This is a genomic window from Corynebacterium coyleae, assembly GCF_030408635.1.
Classification (GTDB): domain Bacteria; phylum Actinomycetota; class Actinomycetes; order Mycobacteriales; family Mycobacteriaceae; genus Corynebacterium; species Corynebacterium coyleae.
The window spans coordinates 1-20,770 of sequence record NZ_CP047198.1 but is presented as its reverse complement, the minus strand read 5'-3'; the positions used below and the strand labels follow the sequence as shown (position 1 = coordinate 20,770).

Sequence of the window (20,770 nt, the reverse complement as noted above, 5' to 3'; positions counted from 1 at the left end):
TTGTTCAACAAATCCCATTTCAGGCGCTGAGAGGGCCTGGGCTTTTGTCGCCGCGCAGGCGCTTCAGCACATTTTCAGCGGAAATCAAGCACATCGGCACGCCCACCCCAGGAACGGTCGTGGCTCCGGCGTAGTACAGCGCTCCCAGCTTCTTCGAAGCATTCGCGCCGCGCAAAAACGCCGACTGCTTCAGCGTGTGCGCCGGCCCGATCGCCCCACCCGACCACGCGTGGTAGCGGTCGCGGAAGTCTGCAGGACCGAGCGTCTGCTTAACGACGACCCTCTCGCCCAGGCCCTCAACCCCACACCACTTCTCGATCTGTGCAATGGCGGCGTTGGCAATCAGGTCCACCTGCGGGGAGGCCTCATCGCGGTACATGTTGCCGTGGCCGATCGTCTCCTCGGCAGCGACGGGCACAAGCACGAACAGGTTCTCGTCGCCTTCGGGCGCCACGCCGGGGTCGGTCGCGCTCGGCTTGGACACGTAGATCGACTGCGACGCCCCCAACGGCCGCGCAGCCGGTTTGCCCTCGAAGACGGTGGCGAAGTCATCGTCCCAGTCCTCGCTGAACAACAGGTTATGGTGGGCCAACTCGGGGATCTCACCCTTCACGCCCAGCATGACCAGCACGGTGCCCAGGCCCGGATCGCGGCGAGAGAACCACGACTCGTCGTACGTGCGCAGCTTCGGCGGCAGCAGCCGGGTCTCGGTGTGGTGCAGGTCGGCACACGAGATTGTGAGGTCGGCGGGGATGAGGGTGTCGTCGATAAGCGAAATGCCCGTGGCGCGCCCACCGCTGTACGTGATGGAAGCGACGTCCGCGTTGAAGCGGAACTTCACGCCCTGCTCGAGCGCCAGCTCGTAGAGCGCATCCATCACCGCCGCGAACCCACCCTGCGGATACAGCACGCCCTGGGTGAGGTCCGTGTGGCTCATCAGGTGGTACATCGACGGCGTGCGCGCGGGATGCGACGACAAAAACACCGCCGGGTACGTCAGCATCTGGCGCAGGCGCGTGTCCTTGAACTGGCCTGCGACGAAGCGATCCAGCGGCTCCATCAGGTAACGCAGCAACTTGCCGTACTGGCCGCGGATCTTGGCAAAGGGCTTCAGCGTGGAAAAGGTGGTGTAGAGGAAGTAGCGCAGCGCCAGGTCGTAAGTTTCGGCGGCGCGGTCGAGGTAACTGGCCAGTTGGGCGCCGGCGCCGGGCTCGATGCTGTTGAAAAGCCGGATCGCATTGTCGCGGCCCGACTCCACATCGATCGGGTCATGGTGCTCGGGGAAGAGACGGTAGGCGGGCGTGAGCGGCTTGAGATCCAGCACGTCCTCGGTGCGCTTGCCAAACAGTGCGAAGAAGTGGTCGAAGGCATCCGGCATGAGGTACCAGCTCGGGCCGGTGTCGAAGCGGAAACCTTGGACGGTTTCGTTGCCGGCGCGGCCGCCATGCGAGCCGAGGCGCTCGACCACCGTGACCTCGTAACCCTCCCGCGCCAGCAGCGCCGAGGTAGCCAAACCGGCAGCACCCGCGCCGATCACCACCGCAGTTGTCATAGCCCAACCCTCGCAATCGCCTTCGCCGTCAGCGCAATCTTGCGACGCTGCGGCACGCTGATGCGCTGCTGCGTCAACTGCGCGGCCGGGGTGCGCTCCGCGATCTCGGTGAGTTCACGAAACAGCGCCTCCGCGGCCGCCACTCCCCCACGCACCCCGCGGGGCAGCAACGGGATCGCCTCCAAGGCCTGATCAAGTTCGGTGTGGATGGTGGTGGTGATGGCGTGCTTGGTGTCGTCGTCAAGCATGCGCCCAAAGTACGCCCGCCCGAGACTGCCCTGATCCTCCCCGAAATCGCGCAGGAAGTTGATGCGCTGGAACGCCGCACCGAGCGCGCGGGCGCCACGCTGAAGTTTCTCGGGATGGGGTGTCTGGCGCTCTGGGAAGAAAATGTCCAAACACATCAAGCCAATCACCTCGGCCGACCCATATATATAGGTCTCCAACTCCGCCGGGGAAAAAGCGTGCGGGTTGAGGTCCGCGCGCATCGACGCGAAAAACGCCTCGAGGTGCTCCGCGTTGAGGCGACAACGCCGATACGTATTCGCCCACGCGTGCAGCACCGGATCCGTGTGAAAGCGCTGGTTAGGGGCCTGGAGGACCTGCTCCTCGTAGGCGTTGAGCAGGGTCTCGGGGTCTGCGTAGGCCTGCTGCGCGGCACCGTCGACGATCTCATCTGCGATACGCACCACCGCGTAGAAATTACGAATATCGCGCCGCACCCCCGGCGCCAGCACCTTCGTCGCCAACGAAAAACTCGTCGAATACTGCGCAATCACCTGAGCAGCCGCACGATCCGCCATCGTGTCGTAACGGGAAAGGTAAGAGTTCACGCAGGCGCTTTCTATTTGCAGACTTTTCCGGGAGCTTACCGCGCAGCAACCGCTGCCTGGGCCCCTGGTGACCACCAACGCCAAAGGCCAGATCCCCGGGAGGACCTGGCCTTTGTGTTCCTTGTGGAGCATAGGAGAATCGAACTCCTGACATCCTGCTTGCAAAGCAGGTGCTCTACCAACTGAGCTAATGCCCCGTGCCCTTTCGGGCTGTGGGCCTAGCAAGAATCGAACTTGCGACCTCATCGTTATCAGCGATGCGCTCTAACCGACTGAGCTATAGGCCCTGGGAACGAATAGGAATATTACAGAGCACTGCTATAACCGCCAAATCGCCAGGTTGTTGCGTGTTTTTATGCTTATCGTCTAGCTGCTTGTGCATTGCTACTAGACGACCCGCCTGCACCCTCCACATATCCCCAGGTGATGTTGGCGTTGGTTTTCAGTATCAGCGTGATCGTCTGGTTCGCCGGAACGGGAGCTAGACGATCAGGGCACAACAACCGCACTCCAACGACACCTCAACGACACCCTCGCGGAACGGGGGTAATTTGCGGGGGTAGGAGGCCTGCACAAATTGGTGAACAATCCGCCCAACCTGGCCTTTTCGCCACTCAGCAGCGCCCCAAGACGGCGCCAAAACCTGTTTTTATACGAGCGTGACAGGCAAAACTCCTGGTGAGGGCCAGATCCCAAGTTGTATACCCATCAGTATACAAATCAATGCATAGTATGCTGCTTCTCTGGATTGTTGAACGAACCGAACCGGAACGAAAAAGATCGTTCAACAACCCAACGCGACAGCCCTAAAATCAGCTCGGATTGATGAACAATCCGCACGATAAACGGGGTGAAAACGTTGAACAATCCAAAATAAACGTTGAACAATCCGGCCTCGAAAGGGCCGAAAATTCGGCGGGTTTACCAGCGCATACTTGGTGCATAAACTCGAGGGCAGCAAAGGAAATGCGGTGTTTACCGCAAACACCGCAGATAAGTAAGGAGCAGGAAAATGCGCGCAGCACTTCGTACCGGTCTCGCAGCAGCCCTCGCCGCCACCGTCGCCTTCGGTGGAGTTGTTCCGGCTAAGGCTGCAGAGCCTGCTGACGTTGTCGTCGATAATCAAGCGATCTCCGCGGAGCTCATCGACTCCGACGGCGACGGCATCCCCGACATCTGGGAGCGCAACGGCGTTGTCCTCGAGGACGGCACCGTGCTTAACCTGCCTGCTTACGGTGCGGACCCGAGCCGCCCGGACCTGTTCCTCCAGCTCAACTGGATGGAGTCCGAGTACAAGACCCTCGGCTGCGACGTCGAGCCCTCCGAGGCTTGTGCCAACGCCAACACCAGGGAATACGGCGTGAAGGCCGAGTCCCTGCAGGAGATGGTTGATCTTTTCGACGACCACGGCATCAACCTCCACGTCGACGCCGGCGAAACCTTCAACAACATCCCCGGCTACGAGGCTCGCGGCGGTGAGACCCTGAAGTACGTCAAGAACTACTTCGAGAACGAAAGCCAGGGTTCGAAGCTGCTGAACAACATCGACGAGATGCTCGGTGAGCGCCAGAACATCTTCCGCATCGGTGTTATCGGCGACCAGATCGACGCCTACAACCTGTCGTCCGGCGCCTCGCTGGTCAACGACACCTCGTTCTTCGTGGCTAACCACCGCTTCATGAACTCGGAAGAGATGCTGCGCAACACCATCCTGCACGAGCTAGGCCACACCCTCGGCCTGCGCCACCAGGGTGCGCACGCGGTGGTCAAGGACATCCAGGGCATGCGTCTGGATACCTCGGCCTACAAGTCGGTGATGAACTACGACTACCAGTTCGACTACTTCAACTACTCGGAGAAGCCATACCTGCTCGACACCCCGTTCGGTGTGCGCGAGGTTCCGGCGGACTGGGAAGCACTGGCCATCAACGCTTGGCGCATCGGTGCCCGCGGTGTTGCCTCGGCTCCGTCGCAGGAAGGGGCGGTCAACGACCCGGCTCCGAACGAGCAGCCTGAGGAGGAGAAGCCGGCAGAGCAGCCAGCACCTGAGGCCGAGAAGCCCGCTGAGAACCAGCCGGAGAAGCCCGCCGAAAAGCCAGCCGAGCACGAGCAGCAGGCTGAGCAGAAGGACAAGCCGGCTCCGGTTGTTGAGAAGGACGTCAACGTCGCGGCGATCGTCGCCCCGATCGTGGCAATCCTGGCCCTGATCGGCATCGGCTTCGCGGTGATGAACATGATGCCGGGCCTGGGGTTCTAACCCAGCGCAGGCCAGCACAGAAAAGACTTAACGCGCCCCGGGAGGTACGACCCGGGGCGCGTTTTGGTGTCGTCGATAAGCGCTATTTTGCCCTGTTAGACATGGTGTAGCGCACACCACCGACGAGGTCCGCGACGGCGTTGTACATGATCGCGGTCAGTGGCGCCATGATGGACATGAACACCACGCCGGCCAGGCCGAATAGGGCCGCGGCCATCATGGCGAGTTTCATGTCCACGACCTGGTCGCCGCCCACGCCGCCGATGAGCGAGTTGATGGACTCGACCACCCCGGCGCGGTCCAGCGCGAGGTACACCAGCACTGCGGCGAGCATCCAGGCGATGAACCCGAACAAGGCAAGCAGCGTCGCAACCTTAAAGACGGATCCGGCGCTGACGTTCCGGATTGTCACTTTGCGAGCGGCCATGGGCTACTCCTTCGCATCGTCGAGGGTCTTCTGGCCGGTTGCCACGGCAGTGGCTTCCTCTTCGCCCTCGTCTTCGACGTTGCGGTCGATGGCGAGCAGCTCGACACCGTCGTTGAGGTCCACGAGGCGCACGCCCATGGTTGCGCGTGACGACGGGCGGATCTGGTTGACCTCAGTACGGATCACGCCACCCGCGGAGGTGATGGCGAAGATCTGGTCCTCCTCGGTCACGGCCAGGGCACCGATGAGCTTGCCGCGCTTCGGGGTGTACTTGAAGGTCATCACACCCATGCCGCCGCGGCCCTGGGTGTTGTACTCCTCGATGGCGGTGCGCTTGCCGTAGCCGCCGGAGGTGGCCACGAGCAGGAACTGGCCGTCTTGGACGACGGTCATGGCGAGCAATTGGTCGTCGCCACGGAAGCGCATGCCCTTCACGCCGGCGGTTGCGCGGCCCATCGGGCGCAGCTGCTCGTCGTCGGCGGAGAAGCGGATCGCCTGGCCCTGTTCGGAGACGAGCAGGATGTCGTCGTCCTCACCAACGAGGGACGCGCCGATGAGGGCGTCGCCTTCGTTGAGGTTCAGGGCGATCAGGCCGGAGGAACGTGCGGATTCGTAGTCGGTCAGGCGCGACTTCTTCACACGACCATCGCGGGTGGCCAGGACCAGGTACGGAGCGTCCTCGTAGGACTGGATCTGGATGACCTGGGCGATCTTCTCTTCCGGCTGGAACTCCAGCAAGTTAGCCACGTGCTGGCCGCGGGCCGTGCGGCCTGCTTCCGGCAGTTCGTAGGCCTTGAGGCGGTAGACGCGGCCGAAGTTGGTGAAGAACAGGATCCAGTCGTGGGTGGAGCAGATGAAGAAGTTCTTCACCACGTCGTCCTGCTTCAGCTCGGCGCCGCGCACGCCCTTGCCGCCGCGCTTCTGGGACTTGTAGGCATCCACCTTGGTGCGCTTGGCGTAGCCCGTGGAGGTGATCGTGACCACGACGTTTTCGCGGGCGATGAGATCCTCTTCGGTGACGTCGCCGGTTGCGGCAACGATCTGGGTGCGGCGCTCGTCGCCATACTTGTCGACGATCTCACCCAGCTCCTCGCCAACAATCTGACGCTGACGCTCCGGCTTGGCCAAGATGTCCTTGTAGTCGGCGATTTGTTCCTCGATGGCGGCAAGGTCGTCGACAATCTTCTGGCGCTCCAGCGCTGCCAGGCGGCGCAGCTGCATGGCTAGGATTTCGTTGGCCTGGATCTCGTCGACATCGAGAAGCTTCATCAGGCCCTGGCGGGCGTCGTCGACAGTCGGCGAGTTGCGGATCAGGGCAATGACCTCATCCAACGCATCCAGCGCCTTGACCAGACCACGCAGGATGTGGGCGCGCTTCTCGGCCTCGTCCAGGCGGTACTGGGTGCGGCGGACGATGACTTCGATCTGGTGCTTGACGTAGTAACGCAGCATCTGATCCAGGCGCAGGGTGCGCGGCACACCGTCGACGATGGACAGCATGTTGGCGGAGAAGTTCGTCTCCAGCTGGGAGTGCTTGTACAGGTTGTTTAGCACCACGCGCGGCACAGCGTCGCGCTTGAGGGTGACCACGATGCGCATGCCCACACGGTCGGAGGACTCGTCCTCGATCTTGGAGATGCCCACCATCTTGCCGTTGGTGACCTGCTCGGCGATGTTGTGGATGAAGTTATCCGGGTTGACCTGGTACGGCAGCTCGGTGATCGTGATGACCTGGCGGTTGCCAATCTCCTCGATCTCCGTCACGCCGCGCATGCGGATGGAGCCGCGGCCGGTGGTGTAGGCGTCCTTAATACCCTGATCACCCACGATGAGGCCGGCGGTTGGGAAGTCCGGGCCCTTCACGCGCTCCATGACGGCGTCGAGCGTGGTCTGCTCGTCCGCGTCGTGGTTGTCCAGGATCCACTGGATCGCGGCCGCCAGCTCATTCAGGTTGTGCGGCGGGATGTTGGTGGCCATACCCACGGCGATGCCGTTGGAGCCGTTCATCAGAAGGTTCGGCACACGGGACGGCAGCACGGCTGGCTCTTGGGTTTTGCCGTCGTAGTTCGGGTTGAAGTCGACGGCGTTTTCGCGGATGTCGCGCACCATCTCCATGGCCAGCGGAGTCATCTTGCACTCCGTGTAACGCATGGCGGCCGGGCCATCGTTGCCCGGCGAGCCGAAGTTACCCTGGCCATCCACCAGCGGGTAGCGCATCGCCCACGGCTGCGCCATACGCACGAGGGTGTCGTAGATAGCGCTGTCACCGTGCGGGTGGAAGTTACCCATGGTGTCTGCCACCGGCTTTGCACTCTTCACGTAGGAGCGCTCGGGGCGGTAGCCGTTGTCATACATTGCGTAGATGATGCGGCGGTGGACCGGCTTCATGCCGTCGCGCACATCTGGGAGTGCACGACCGACGATCACGCTCATGGCGTAATCGATGTAGCTGGTCTGCATCTCCTCGTTGATGTCGATTGGTTGAATGCGGTCCAAGCCGCCAGTGGTGTCATCAGCCATGTGATTGAGTCTAGCGGGCTTCTGTGGCTTTTTCCGCCACGACCATGGATCGCCGTGGTATCAAAGTGGTATGGCTATGACGCTCCGGTTGACCGCAGACGAAGACAAAGCGCTCGTTTTACTCGCATCCGCATGGGGTTGCTCCAAGCAGGAAGCCGCGCGCCGTGCGGTGGTCTCCTCCGCAACGCGTTTGCTTGACGACGCCACCGTCACCGACCTCGCACGCTCCCTCATCCCCGGCTACACCGCCATGGAATCACGCATCCGGCAGGCCCGCTCGTGATGGGCTTGAGCCGGGGGTTCAGCAGAGGCTTGAGTGCAGAGCAGTTGCTGGCCATCGCCGACGAGTACTGCGACTTCCACGGATGCCACATCACGTCCTTCGGGTTCCTGGCAGCATGTGCTGCCGTGCCAGGCTCCCGGTTCCACGGCGTGCCGGTCTTCGACTCGGTGGACGCCGCAGCCGAGGCCTTGTCCTCTTCTATTACTGTGCTCGCACCGCTGTCGTCTGGCAACGAGGGATTCGCCGTGGTCGCCGCAGAGGTGTATCGGCGCTGGGCGGGATAAACGGGATAAATCCAAAAACTCGCATTACAGGTGTCTAGGGGTATAGTCGAAAAGTTCTTATAACTTATTGGAGGCAGCCATGAAGTTCAGTCGCACCGCCATTGCGGTCGCCACCACCGCCGCGTTGTTGGGCGGCGGTGTTGCCCTGCCCCACTCCCCCGCAACCGCCGCCACCTCTCAAGCCTTCCTGTCCGGACTCACGTGGCCGGTCAAGCAGGTTACGCCCGGCGGTACCGTGGAGATCGCCCCGCAGGGCTCCATCCCCAGCAACGTGCGCTTCGAGGGTTCCGACGACTACCTGGGCTACCGGTTCAGCACCAACCCACGCACCGGCGTGGTCACCATGCACGTCGCCGAAGACGTGATCCCGAACCAGCGCACCCAGTTCATGATCACCGGCAGCGACGGCGTGCGCGCACGCAGTTTCCCCATCATGATCCACGTCGTCGACACCATCGGCGAGATGGCAAAGAAGTATCCCCTGTCGTACTACCCAGCGTTCACCGTCGAAGACAGCTCCGATTCGGTGCTCTCCGTAGCGCAACTGCAGGGTGACTTCCCCGAAGGCACCCGATTCGAAGTCACCGCTCCCGACCATTTCAAGGTCACCGCAGCCGCCAACGGCGATCTGTCTGTCACGCAGCTCGATCCGGTCAAACCAGGCTCCAAGAGCGCAGCCAGCGTGAAGGTGATGTACCCCGACGGCTCGTTCCGCAACGTGCGTGCAGATATCTACGCCTACTCCAAGAAGTCAAGCGAGTCCCTTGGCAGCGGTGCGTCTATCGAGGACTTCTTCAACAACATCTACGACAACGCCTTCACCCCGAAGTGGCACGACAAGACAATGAGCGGCAGCGAGCAAGCCTCCACCGCGTTGGCGGACGCCCTGCCCGAAGGCACCACCTTCAAGGCACGACCCGATCTCAACCCGAGCATCTTCCGCTTTATTGATGTCGATGTTGACGAGGCCAGCGGGGTTGTCGTCGTCAAGCCAAAGCGCCCACTGACAGCACCTTGGACCTTCCAAATCCCAGTCGAGGTCACCACCCCGGACAACCTCGTCGGCATCGGATGGGCAACCTTCACCGTCACCGAGGACGGCAAGTGGAACTCCGAAACCTTCACCGTGAAATACCCCGCCGCGAGCGCCACCACCACGGAAATCGCCACAGCCAAACCGGTCGGCGACTTCCCCGAAGGCACCACGTTTGAGATCAACCAAACGCCCCCGGCCGGCTGGCAGGTGAAGATCGACCGCCACACCGGCGAAATCAACCTGACCCCGCCGCAGCGCACCAGGGCCGGCACCACCGTGACCATGCCGGTAACCGCTCGCTTCCCCGACGGGTCGCGCACGTACCTTGAGACCAACTTCACCTTCACCAAACCCGAGGTGGAACAGGCATCCGTGACCACCGTGCGCTACCCCACCGCAAGACTCCTTCCCGGGGAAAGCGTGACCGTGAAGCCAAACAACTGGCCGGACGGCGCCGTAGTGAGCATCACTAACTTGGTCATCCGTGACCTCACGTTTACGGCCGACACCTCCACGGGTGCCATCACCATCACAGCAGGTAAAAACGCGGACGTTGCGCAAATTGCGGCGAATGTGGTGGTGACCTACAAGGACGGCTCGCAAAACACGGCCCGCCTGCCAATCGCCATCCGCAGCAACACCACGACCGCAACGCAGCCTTCTGATGCGCCTGGTCCTGGTTCGCCCGCTCCTGCGCCTGCGCCGAAGCCGGGGACGCCGTCCACCGCCAATCCGGCACCCGCTCCTGCGCCTGCACCGACTCCTGGCGGTACGGACAAGGAGGGGTCCAGCACCGGCGGCATCATCGCCATTGTGCTCGGCGTCCTGGCCCTGCTCGGAGCCGCAGGGTTCGCAGTGACACAGATGGGTTCATTGCCCTTCTAACGGTCCCGAGCGCTTAACATGTCTGCCATGAAGAAAATCGCCACCGCCGCCACTGCGATTGCCGTGGCCGCTGCCGTCGTCACCACGGTCGCACCAGCTCACGCCGAACCCGCCGTCACGCAGCTCTCCACCACGAGCTCCGGTGGTTCCTCCAAGCCGAACTACCGTCCGGACTACGACAAGGACCTCGACGTGCCAGAAAAGCGCCCGCTTGAGGGCTCCTACACCGGCTCGGCTCCGATCTCGTTGACCATCGCGTTGGTGACCACGCTGGTTGCCATCCAGGCCATCGTCGATTTCGTGCCGCCAGTGCGCCAAGCTGTCGACGACGTAGCCAAGCAGTTCAACCTCACCCACGTCGCGGGCTCCTCCGAGAGCAACCGAATCTTCCCGGCACAGTTCATCACGTCCCAGGTCACGCAGGCGATTGACCAATTCCAGAAAAATCCTCCGTCGTTTAAGTAACGCCCCGCAACCGCGTATGTTACGGTTGTGAACTGTTGTGGTTGCAGTGACTTATGGGGCTGCGGAGGAAGAACTGCAACCAAATAGACCGCGTCCAGTCCTGGACGCGGTCTTGTCGTTTACCTCCGGTTCTAGCCCCAGTAATAGAAGTTGTACTGACTCAGGTACTCAAGCACAGGGCCGATTGCGGCAGCACCGATTTGGGTAGCATTCACCTTCGGTCCGAAGGACAGGACACCTGCGGCGTAGCGGCCATTCGGCCCCTCAACCCACACTGGGCCGCCGGAATCGCCGTGGTCCGAAATGTTCCGGAACCGGAACACCAGCGGACTCGGGGTGTCAATGTAGTAGCCACACGACAAGCCGCTGCGCCAACCTAGACGGCAAAGCTTCGGCTCAGTCCTATCGATTGCCGGCAAACCAGCAACACCCTGCACACGGCCAACACCTGGAACGGTCGGGTCAATCTGCACATTGGGGTTATCAAGGAAAATGACTGCGAAATCAGCATCGACCCCAATCCGATTCGGCATGCCGGTCGAAGAGATAAACCGACCCGCATACATGAGCTGGTTATTGGGAAGCATCACAAACGCACGGTCCCCTGTCACACCGCAGTGACCGGCGGTCAGGTTGAACACACGGTTAGTGTTCTGCTGGCGCAGCATCCACCCAAAACTGCATTCGCCTTTAGGACGACCCGCCTGGTCAAACACCGTATATTTGGCGCCCGGCGCCACCTTGCCCAGATTGACAAGCCGTTCGAAGCCCTGGGACTGGCGGTACACTTCGGTGTTGCGCATACCAGCGGTTACACGCGGTGCAGGCTTCTGCGGCTGCTGCGAAGGCCGAGGCTGCGGCGCAGGGTTGGGCCTCTCCCTGTCCGGTTGCGTAATGTTCTGCTGCCCTGGGTTTTCTGAACTTAACTCCCCCGATGACAATCCGCCGATGAGTCCGAGAACCGTCAGAATCGCGATGACAATACCTGCGATCTCAGGAAGCCGAGAAGCGATGTCTTTAAAATCAGGCATAACGTTTCCTGTCAATTAGTGCCGAAGATACTGAATACTATATCCCTGCTCCCTGACAGCTGCTTGTTTTCCTGCAAACACGAATCGTGTCGTACGGCAAGTACACTGCCCACTATGAGTGATCTATCCAAGCTTCTCGACGCCTCCACCCGTTCCAAGCTCGTCGAGGACCTGACCCAACTGACGGAAACCACCGTGGCCAACCAGTCCGGCCTGACCGGCATGGCCCTCAAGTCCGCCATCGCTGCAGGTAAGAAGGCTGATGCAGACGCCGTGAGCAAGGGGCTGAACAAGTTCCTGCCGGACCTCGTCGAGTCGCTGAACCCGCACTGGAACGCCTTCAAGGCAAGCGGCCAGCAGGACTTCGGTGGGTTCCTCGCCGCGAACGAGGACTCCGTGATCGATTCCGTCCTCAAGGCTGGCGATACCGCCATCGAATCCATGCCCAGCGCGCTGAAGAAGGTCTACTCCACGCTGCGCGGCAAGGCGAAGAAGATTGTGAGTCCGGCGTTGCCGGACCTGGGGCGTGTCGTCGAAAAGTACGCGTAGCGCAAAGCACCCGCAGCACCTCACAACCACCAACGCCCCGGCACTTCCACCAAGGGAAGTGCCGGGGCGTTGCTGTACGCGCCTACAGCCTAGACGTCGAGGAAGCGGACGTCCTTCGCGCGGCGGGTGATGAAGCTGCGGCGTGCCGCGACGTCGTCGCCCATCAGGATGGAGAACAACTCGTCGGCGCGCTGCGCGTCCTCGAGCTCCACGCGGCGCAGGATGCGGGTCTCCGGGTCCAGGGTGGTCTCCCACAGCTCCTTGGCGTTCATCTCGCCCAGACCCTTGTAACGCTGGATGCCGTCATCGGTGTTGATCTTGCGGCCGGCCTCCAGGCCCTCCGCCAGCAGCTCGTCGCGCTCGCGGTCGGAGAAGGCGTAGCCCGGCTCGCCCTTGCCCCACTTGAGCTTGTACAACGGCGGGTTAGCCAGGTACACGTGGCCGTTCTCCACCAGTTCCGGCATGAAGCGGAATAGCAAGGTCAGCAGCAGGGTGGCGATGTGCTGGCCGTCCACGTCAGCATCGGCCATGAGCACGATCTTGTGGTAGCGCAGTTTCGCAATGTCGAACTCTTCGTGGATACCCGTGCCCAGGGCGGTGATGATGGCCTGGACCTCGGCGTTCTTGAGCACGCGGTCCATGCGGGCCTTCTCCACGTTCAGGATCTTGCCTCGCAGCGGCAGGATCGCCTGGTACTTGGAGTCGCGGCCGCCCTTTGCGGAACCGCCTGCGGAGTCACCCTCTACGATGAACAGTTCGGACTTTGCAGGGTCCTTCGAACGGCAGTCCGCCAGCTTGCCCGGCAGGCCACCCAGGTCCGTCGCAGACTTACGACGAACCAGGTCACGCGCCTTACGCGCCGCCTGACGAGCCTGCGAGGACGCCACCGCCTTGTTCACGATGACCTTCGCCTCAGCCGGGTTCGCGTCGAACCAATCGGACAGGTTCTCGTTGATGGCGCGCTGGACAAAGCCCTTGACTTCAGTGTTGCCCAGCTTCGTCTTCGTCTGGCCCTCGAACTGCGGGTCAGCCACGCGTACGGAGACGACAGCGGCGAGGCCCTCACGGCAGTCGTCGCCAGTAAGATTCGGCTCCTTGTCCTTGAGCAGCTTGTGCTCGCGGGCGTAGCGGTTCATCAACGTGGTCAGCGCGGCACGGAAACCTTCCTCGTGCGTACCGCCCTCATGCGTGTTGATGGTGTTGGCAAAGGTGTGGACAGACTCCTTAAAGGAGCTGTTCCACTGCATCGCCACCTCAGCCTCGAGGCCGTCACCCTTCTGGTCGAAACCGACGATGGTCGGGTGGATGGCGGTCTTCGACTTGTTCAGGTAGTTGACGTAGTCAATCAGGCCGTCTGGGTAGTGGTAGACAACCTTCTTCTCGCGCTTCTTCTTGACGTCCGGCGCAACCTCATCGCCAGCCTCAACCGGGTTGCCGTCGCCGTCCTTATCCACCTCGGACGCGTCGACGGTTTCGGTGTTGTCGTCGAACGAGTCGCCGCCGATAAGCGCCGCAGTGTCGCCCTCTTCCGCAATCGCCTCGAGCTCGAGCTCCTCATCGGTGACGCGCTGGTCCGTCAGCGTAATCGTCAGACCCTTGTTCAGGAACGCCATCTCCTGCAGACGGCGCGCAATGGTGTCGTAATTGAACTCGACCGTCTCAAAAATCTCCGGGTCCGGCCAAAAACGAATCGCCGTACCAGTACCGCGGGCATTACCGCCCTCTTCCAACTCATCCGGCACGGCCATGTTGAAGCGCTGGTACCAGTGCCTACCGTCACGCTTAATATCCGCCTCAACGCGAGTGGACAGCGCGTTCACCACGGAAATACCCACACCGTGCAGGCCACCGGAAACCGCGTAGGACTCCGAGTCGAACTTGCCGCCGGCGTGCAGCTGGGTCATAACCACCTGGACAGTCGGGGCGCCGGACGGGTGCATCTCCACCGGAATACCACGACCATTATCGACGACCTCAACGCCGCCATCTGCCAACAACGTCACATCGACCTGGTCGGCGTAGCCCGCCATCGCCTCGTCGACAGAGTTGTCCACGACCTCCCACACCAAGTGGTGCAGACCGCGCACACCGGTGGAACCGATGTACATGCCTGGGCGCTTACGCACCGCCTCAAGGCCCTCGAGAATAGTAATCGACGACGCGTCGTAATGGGGTTGCTGTTCAGCCACTGCGGGACGCTCCTCCATGCGTGAAATATGGGCCCTAAGCCCGTTGAACTCGTTTCATCTTACACGCCGAGGGGGACATAACGGGCACTCGTCCAACCCGCGAGCGGGCGTTTCACGCCCCAATTTCACGTTTTCGGGTTTTAAAGGACAGTCAATCCGTCAAGGAAATCTTGTTGCTGGGCGATCACAGAACGAAAGCGGTTGTTTTGTCGGATAACCTCCGCAACGTCCTTGTCGATATAGCTCGCGATACTAACGAGGTTATCCGCATCACTATTAAAGTTGTGCCGTCCGAGAAGATGTTCATGATGAGCGATCCGGTTCCGTAACTTGGCAAACTGGTTTAATTCGTTCCTCAGCTGGGAACGCTTGCCTTGATAGTTCGGAAAAGCCTCAACCAAACACGGCTCCCATAGCGTCTGTTCGTAGTTGAGATAGCCGCGCCCTGGACCCGAGTCTCCGTTATTCAACAAGCTAAGCCACATTCCTAGAGAAACTTTTCCTACAAAATAGTCCCCCGAAATAGCAGAACTGGGACGCTTCCGTTTAATCTCACTCAGTTTCTGTTCAAATGCACGGTAGTCTTTTCGCGTCAGAAGGATGTACTTGCTCTTGAGCTGATTCCCTTCTTCGGAAGACGATATGGAGTCTTCTCCATTCATCACTAACGTATGCCAACCGTCTTCGTGGTCTATATCGAAGTAGTCGCACAGTTCGTCGTTCATAGCGTTGCGGACGAGAACCTCCACCAGCGCCACTGCGGGCCAAAAAGACCCCGCGATTTGTGAGTCCCAGAAATACAGTCGACTTGCAGCCCGGTTAATTCTTTCAGAAAGTTCGAGGTGTTGTTCCGCCCTTGGTAAGCGATCAACTGGCGCTTCCTGTCCATTCTTTCCTGGCGTTAAAACATAATCCCGAAACGTTGACATTCTCGGCGAAGAAGCGATGAGATTCATATTCAGATCGCTGAAATTCATTTCCACCCCCAGAAATTTCAAATGCCCCGAGCGTCCTGAAAACTCAGAACCTTCGCCGTTACTGGCTCAATCTGCGGGGCTTACATGGAAAACAATAAGCGACACTTTTCCCCAACGCAAGCTCTAACTGCGTGAGGGTATTGACATTCAAATCAGTAACCCCTACCCGTAGGTATCCCGCGGGCCGCGGCCTTTGACGTGCAGCGGCCCGTAGCGCCAACTTTTCGTCTTCGGTCCGTAGATGTGCAGTTTGGTCACCACGTCCGGCCCGACTTTCTCGGCGATGGCGCGCAGCACTTCGCGCTGCATGTACTTCATCTGGGTCGCCCACGCGGTGGAATCACAACTCACGTGCACTTCGTCGCCCTTGATCATCTCCACGTGCGTGTGCTGTGCGATCTTCTCCCCGACCAGGTCCTCCCAGTGCCCCATCACCCAGCCATGCGCCATCTTTTCGGTCCAGTCGCGTTTGCGCACTTCTTTGCCCAGCAGGTTGGCAAAAGAGGAGACTTTGTAACTCCTCGGCAGCGCGCGTCCGTCCAGGCCGGTGGGAATCCCCCGAACATCTGCTTGTCGACGACCCCCTTCCGGCAAGTCCAACCCCGGCACCGTGATGGTGCGGTGGTCGTCGATAAGCGTTGGCTTGTTGCGCCTTGGAATCACACTTGTGCCCTGCCGGGAGAGGTCCGGCAGGCGGCCGCCGCGTTTGCGGGCGGTGGCGCGCAGGTTGTCGAAGGTGGTTTTAATGAGATCGCTCAATCGAACTCACCCCATCCTCCATGGTCACGGCGTAGCGGGCGGTGACGGCGTCGTCGAGGTTGCCGGGCAGATCGTCGCCAACCGCAGCGGTAATCAGGACCTGCTCGGCCTCTTCGGCCACGTGAACGAGGCGCTCGCGGCGTTTGGCGTCGAGTTCGGCGAAGACGTCGTCGAGAATCAGCACCGGATCCTTGCCGTCGCTGGACAACAATTGGTATTCGGCCAGGTGCAGTGACAACGCATACGACCAGGTCTCCCCGTGCGAGGCGTAACCTTTCGCAGGGTTGTCGCCGAGCATGAGCGCCAGGTCGTCGCGGTGCGGGCCGACCAGCGTGATGCCCCGGTCGATCTCCTCCTTGCGGCGCCGCCCCAACTCCGTGAGCATCGCCGCCTCAAACACCGCAGGGTCCCGCGAGGGCCCGCCGGCGAGCTCCGTGACAGCTTTGTCCAGCGTAGAGCGGTATTCCACCGACGCCGGCCGCGATTCCGGCGCCACCGAGTGGTACGCCTCCGCGATCAGGGGCCCAAGCGTATCGACGAGCCCATGCCGCCCCGCCACCACCTGCGCCCCAAAATGTGCAAGCTGGCCGTCCCACACGTCGAGGGTGCTCAAGGCGCTGGCGCCGTCGTCGTCACCATAGCCCCTGCGAAGCGCCATGTTTGAGTGCTTGAGCAGTGCGTTTCGTTGGCGCAGCACCCGCTCATAATCCGCGCGGGCCCCGCCAAGACGCGGCGTGCGCAGCGCCGCCAGGTCGTCCAGGAAGCGACGCCGCTCCGCCGGCTCACCATTGATCAGCCGCAGGTCCTCCGGCGAAAACATCACCGTGCTCAACACGCCCAGGATCTCCCGGGCGGACTTCAACTTCGTGCGGTTGATCTGCGCCTGGTTCGCCCCATGCGGCTTGATCAGCAGATGGGTTGTGAGTTCGCGGCCGTCGTTGACCGTGGTGACCGAGACGCGCGCGTTCGGTCTGTTGGTGGCTACGAGGGGTGCGTCCGTAGATACGCGATGGCTCGACAACGTGGATGTGTAGTGCACGGCCTCCACAATGTTGGTCTTGCCATGGCCGTTGCGCCCGGCGATCACCGTCACCCCCGGCTCGAGCTTGAGATTCAACTCGGGCCACGAGCGGAAATCACGCAGATCAAGCTCGCGGACGTGCATACAGGCCGCCCGCGACTAACCCGGCAGGCGAACCGGCATCAGCAGGTACGTGAAGTACGTATCCGGGGTGGGGAACGTGCCGTTCTCGTCCGCCTCCGGCAGCTCCTCCGGCTCCGGGATCATGATCGCCGGACGCGACGGCTCCGTGAAGCCGAACACCACGCGGTTCGTGCCAATCACCGACAGGCCCTCGCGCAGGTAGCCGGCGTTGAAGGCGATGAGCAGTTCGTCGGCACCGGTGAAAGCAGCGTCGATGGTCTCCTCAGCCGCACCCGAATCCGCGCCGGAGGAAAACAGCGTGACCTGGCCTTCCTTGAAGTGCAGACGCAGCTGCGCGTTGCGGTCCGCGACCAGGCTGACACGACGGATCGACTCCATCAGCGGCGCAACCTCAACCGACGCGATCGACGTGTGCTCCTTCGGCAACAGCGGCTCCACATTCGGGAACTCCGCATCCAACATGCGAGTTGTGGTTTCGCGGTTGCCGGTGTGCAGGCCAAACAGGCCCTCGCCGCCAATGTTGTCCTCGGAACCGACAGCGATCTCCACCGGCTCGTCGATACTCGTGTCCAGCGTACGAGCGTTATCCAGCAGCGTCTTCGCCGGAACCAGCAGATCCGCCTTCACGTTCGCGCTCGCCGGCTCCCACGTCAGGTGACGCTGCGCCAGACGGAAACGGTCCGTGGCGGTAAGGGTGACATTCTCGCCGTCGATCTCCACATGGATACCCGTGAGCATCGGCAGCGTGTCATCACGACCTGCCGCCGCCGCGACCTGAGTGACAGCACCCGTGAGCGACGCCGGCGAAATGCTACCCGTGACCTGCGGCAAGTGAGGCAACTGCGGGTAATCATCCAAGGACATAATCGGCAGCTCAAAGCGTGCCGCAGCACCCTGCAGCACCAGCTTCTGACCATCCGTGGTCACCTCAACCGGCTTGTTCGGCATGTTCGCCACAATGTCCGCCAGGAGCTTGCCCGCCACAGCGACGCGACCAGGGTTAGACACCTCTGCGCCGATACGCACACGGGTGGACACCTCGTAGTCGAAGCCCGCGAATTCCAAACCATTGTCATCCGCAGTGATCACCACCGCGCGAAGCACCGGCTGCGTGTTCTTCGTCGGCAAACTGCGCGCAACCCACGCCGCGGCGTCAGAAAGGTCGTCCCGTTCGACGCGGAACGACACGTTGTTGTCACCGTTGATGTCAACCATGGCGGCGCAGACTCCTTGCACGTGGGTAGGGGCCGGATGTAATTACGCAACCACTCTAGGCGGGCACCCCGACACACGCCATTTACGGGTGCCAGTTTTGTCATTCGCTCTTTGCTTCTCGACGAAGCCCCGGCGAGTTCTGCACACCCTCTCTTTCTCTTAGAAGAATTACAAGTAAATAGATGGGAACAACAGTAAGTCCTGGGGAATCTGTGGATTACACGTTATCTTGGCCGGTCATCTCGGCGATCCGTCTTGTGATTCAGGGTGTGGATAACTTGTGGATAACTGCCCTTGCCTGTGGATAGATTTCTGCGCTTTTTGGAATTACACAATCTGTCCCGAGCTATCCACCGTTTGTACACATCTCGCTCCCCAGCCGGTCAAAGGCGTTTTGTGACCAAGATCGCCTAATTACAACGGTGTAATTACACAGGTGTGGATAGGTCTGTGGATAGATCTAGGTTGGGTGGGGTTTGGGGGTTCGATTTCAAAAAAGTTCCCGGGTTCTGGCTGGGTAGTGGAACTTTCTCTTGGTGCTATCAGTTCAGCCCTGGGGAAAGTGAATTTTCTTGGGGTTCCGGACGCAAATAGTTCCCAGGCGGGGAACTATTTTGGTGAACAGGGCCTGGAGCGGGAGCAGGCCCCGAAACCACAAAAAAGGGAGCCCACCGGAGTGGACTCCCCTATTAACTCAACCGCCTACCGCGCGCGGGCCCGGTTCTTCACCAGTTGCGTGAGCTCCTGGATCTCGTCGTAGGTGCCACGGTTTTCTGTCATTTCCTTGCGGATCTTGCGGTCGGCGTACATGACGGTGGTGTGGTCTTTGCCGCCGAACTCGTCGCCGATCTTGGGCAGTGACAGGTCGGTGAGTTCGCGGCAGAGGTACATGGCGATCTGGCGGGCGTGCGCTACCTGACGGGTTTTACCTGCGCCGACGAGCTGCTCCATGGTGACTTCGAAGTATTCCGCGGCGGCTTCTTTGATGGTGGCGGCGTTGATGTTCACGTCGCCTTCGTCGGGAAGAATGTCGCGCAGTGCTACCTGCGCAACTTCCATGGTGATTGGCTCGTTGATCAGCGAAGAGTAGGCGGAGACGCGGATTAACGCGCCTTCGAGTTCGCGGATCGACGACTCGAACTGCGACGCGATGAGTTCGAGCACGGCGTGGTCGACTTGGGTGCCGTCGGCGGCAGCCTTCTTCATCAGAATGGCGATGCGGGTTTCTAGGTCTGGTGGCTGAACGTCGGTGATCAGGCCGCCTTCGAAGCGGGTCCGCAGGCGATCTTCCAGCGTGGTCAGTTGCTTCGGCGGGCGGTCGGACGACAGGATGATCTGCTTGTTTGCCTGGTGGAGGGCGTTGAAGGTGTGGAAGAACTCTTCCTGGGTACCTTCTTTGCCTTCGAGGAATTGGATGTCGTCGACCATCAGAATGTCGAGGTTGCGGTAGCGCCGTTTGAAGGATTCTTGGCGGTCGTCGCGCACGGAGTTGATGTAGTCGTTGGTGAATTCCTCGGACGAGACATATTTAATACGCAGGCCTGGCTGCAGGACGCGGGCGTAGTTGCCGGCGGCGTGCAGCAGGTGGGTTTTGCCGAGGCCGGAGCCGCCCCAGATGAACAGGGGGTTGTAGGCCTTGGCGGGGTTTTCGGCGACGGCGACGGCGGCGCCGTTGGCGAAGCGGTTTGAGGAGCCGATGACGAAGTTTTCGAAGGTGTATTTCGGGTTGAGGCTGGCTTCGCGGTCGGGGTCGTGAGCTGGCTTTTCGCGCGGGATGCGGCGGTCGACGGTGGGGTGAGCAGCTGCTTCTCGACGACGCCCCTCAACCTGAGCGGCATGCATCCGCGCCAGCTCGTCGAGGCCCATTGGGATTTGTTCGCCGGCGGCGGGTTGTTCTGCTTCGTACTCCCCCGCCACGGTTTGGGATTGGCCCCAGGAGTGCTGCTGGACCGGCGGCGTGGGTGGCTGCACCGGTTCGGGTTCGGGCTGTGGTTCAGGCTCGGGCTCGGGTGCGGCGACGGAAACGGCCAGGTTGTAGGGCAGTCCGGTGTGGGAGGTCAGCAGCGCGGTGATGTGCGGGGAAAGGGAGTCTTCGACCACGTTTTTGGCGGCTTGGTGTGGTGCGGAGAGGAGGGCGTAGCCGTCGACAAGCACGACTGGCTTCATGAGCCGCAGGTAGGCGCGCTGCTGCGGGGTGAGTGTGGGGACCGAGGAGGAGGGTTGTTCGGAGAGTCTGAGGAGTTCGTCGACGATGCCACGCCAAAGATCCTCGAGGTGTTGATCCGCCAAGGTCCGCTCCAGTCTGTCAATTTCCTGTAATTCCAAATTCACCGCTTGATCCAC

General features: G+C 61.2%; 17 protein-coding genes and 2 tRNA genes. 6 read left to right on the top strand and 13 right to left on the bottom strand.

Annotated elements, in window-relative coordinates; all coding sequences use genetic code 11:
* Positions 1–19: 19 nt before the first annotated feature.
* From crtI to CCOY_RS00080, 4 genes are all read right to left on the bottom strand, one after another.
* Positions 20–1,552, bottom strand: coding sequence for a phytoene desaturase family protein (crtI, locus tag CCOY_RS00095; RefSeq protein ID WP_092101063.1), 1,533 nt, complete (start codon positions 1,550–1,552; stop codon positions 20–22).
* The gene (locus tag CCOY_RS00090) at positions 1,549–2,385 is read right to left on the bottom strand and encodes a phytoene/squalene synthase family protein (RefSeq protein WP_167594481.1); all 837 of its coding nucleotides are present in this window, start codon (positions 2,383–2,385) and stop codon (positions 1,549–1,551) included. Before CCOY_RS00090 ends, crtI begins: the two co-directional genes overlap by 4 nt.
* A gap of 124 nt (positions 2,386–2,509) precedes the next feature.
* A tRNA-Ala gene (locus CCOY_RS00085) sits at positions 2,510–2,582 on the bottom strand.
* A 16-nt stretch (positions 2,583–2,598) separates the two neighbouring features.
* A tRNA-Ile gene (locus CCOY_RS00080) sits at positions 2,599–2,672 on the bottom strand.
* Between the two features lie 725 nt (positions 2,673–3,397).
* Between CCOY_RS00080 and CCOY_RS00075 the strand changes: the two genes are divergently transcribed.
* The gene (locus CCOY_RS00075) at positions 3,398–4,642 is read left to right on the top strand and encodes a hypothetical protein (protein WP_092101059.1); all 1,245 of its coding nucleotides are present in this window, start codon (positions 3,398–3,400) and stop codon (positions 4,640–4,642) included.
* Positions 4,643–4,724: 82 nt separating this feature from the next.
* Here CCOY_RS00075 and CCOY_RS00070 read toward each other — a convergent pair whose 3' ends face one another.
* A complete protein-coding gene (locus tag CCOY_RS00070; RefSeq protein WP_070421925.1) occupies positions 4,725–5,069 on the bottom strand; it encodes a DUF3566 domain-containing protein in 345 nt (114 codons plus the stop codon).
* A gap of 3 nt (positions 5,070–5,072) precedes the next feature.
* Positions 5,073–7,589 carry a DNA gyrase subunit A gene (gene gyrA / locus CCOY_RS00065; protein WP_092101057.1) on the bottom strand — a complete coding sequence of 839 codons (2,517 nt, stop codon included), beginning with the start codon at positions 7,587–7,589 and terminating at the stop codon, positions 5,073–5,075.
* Positions 7,590–7,659: 70 nt separating this feature from the next.
* On the opposite strand from gyrA, the gene CCOY_RS00060 reads away from it, so the two are divergent.
* The 4 genes from CCOY_RS00060 (at position 7,660) to CCOY_RS00045 (ending at position 10,542) form a co-directional block, all read left to right on the top strand.
* Positions 7,660–7,872 (top strand): CopG family transcriptional regulator, encoded by a 213-nt coding sequence (locus CCOY_RS00060; protein WP_070421923.1) that lies wholly within the window; start codon positions 7,660–7,662, stop codon positions 7,870–7,872.
* Between the two features lie 29 nt (positions 7,873–7,901).
* A complete protein-coding gene (locus CCOY_RS00055; protein WP_425284107.1) occupies positions 7,902–8,156 on the top strand; it encodes a TetR family transcriptional regulator in 255 nt (84 codons plus the stop codon).
* 79 nt (positions 8,157–8,235) lie between these two features.
* Positions 8,236–10,077 (top strand): Rib/alpha-like domain-containing protein, encoded by a 1,842-nt coding sequence (locus tag CCOY_RS00050; protein WP_092101052.1) that lies wholly within the window; start codon positions 8,236–8,238, stop codon positions 10,075–10,077.
* 27 nt (positions 10,078–10,104) lie between these two features.
* Positions 10,105–10,542: a hypothetical protein gene (locus CCOY_RS00045; protein ID WP_141761000.1), complete on the top strand. Its 438-nt coding sequence runs from the start codon at positions 10,105–10,107 to the stop codon at positions 10,540–10,542.
* 131 nt (positions 10,543–10,673) lie between these two features.
* Here CCOY_RS00045 and CCOY_RS00040 read toward each other — a convergent pair whose 3' ends face one another.
* Positions 10,674–11,573 carry a chymotrypsin family serine protease gene (locus CCOY_RS00040; protein WP_143028438.1) on the bottom strand — a complete coding sequence of 300 codons (900 nt, stop codon included), beginning with the start codon at positions 11,571–11,573 and terminating at the stop codon, positions 10,674–10,676.
* Positions 11,574–11,687: 114 nt separating this feature from the next.
* Here CCOY_RS00040 and CCOY_RS00035 point away from each other — a divergent pair, with 114 nt between their 5' ends.
* Positions 11,688–12,122, top strand: coding sequence for a DUF6918 family protein (locus tag CCOY_RS00035; RefSeq protein WP_070421918.1), 435 nt, complete (start codon positions 11,688–11,690; stop codon positions 12,120–12,122).
* Between the two features lie 89 nt (positions 12,123–12,211).
* Here CCOY_RS00035 and gyrB read toward each other — a convergent pair whose 3' ends face one another.
* The 6 genes from gyrB to dnaA all read right to left on the bottom strand — a co-directional run bounded on the left by gyrB (position 12,212) and on the right by dnaA (position 20,716).
* A complete protein-coding gene (gene gyrB / locus CCOY_RS00030; RefSeq protein WP_244268656.1) occupies positions 12,212–14,329 on the bottom strand; it encodes a DNA topoisomerase (ATP-hydrolyzing) subunit B in 2,118 nt (705 codons plus the stop codon).
* Between the two features lie 122 nt (positions 14,330–14,451).
* On the bottom strand, positions 14,452–15,288 hold the full coding sequence (locus CCOY_RS00025; RefSeq protein ID WP_143028437.1) for an Abi family protein: 837 nt from the start codon (positions 15,286–15,288) through the stop codon (positions 14,452–14,454).
* Positions 15,289–15,450: 162 nt separating this feature from the next.
* Entirely contained in the window at positions 15,451–16,047 is a 597-nt protein-coding gene (locus tag CCOY_RS00020) for a DciA family protein (RefSeq protein ID WP_070613778.1), read from the bottom strand.
* The gene (recF, locus tag CCOY_RS00015; protein ID WP_070828879.1) at positions 16,031–17,212 is read right to left on the bottom strand and encodes a DNA replication/repair protein RecF; all 1,182 of its coding nucleotides are present in this window, start codon (positions 17,210–17,212) and stop codon (positions 16,031–16,033) included. Before recF ends, CCOY_RS00020 begins: the two co-directional genes overlap by 17 nt.
* Before the next feature lie 15 nt (positions 17,213–17,227).
* On the bottom strand, positions 17,228–18,427 hold the full coding sequence (dnaN, locus tag CCOY_RS00010) for a DNA polymerase III subunit beta (protein ID WP_070839181.1): 1,200 nt from the start codon (positions 18,425–18,427) through the stop codon (positions 17,228–17,230).
* A gap of 702 nt (positions 18,428–19,129) precedes the next feature.
* Positions 19,130–20,716, bottom strand: a complete 1,587-nt coding sequence (dnaA, locus tag CCOY_RS00005) for a chromosomal replication initiator protein DnaA (RefSeq protein ID WP_070613775.1) — start codon at positions 20,714–20,716, stop codon at positions 19,130–19,132.
* Between the last annotated feature and the right edge of the window lie 54 nt (positions 20,717–20,770).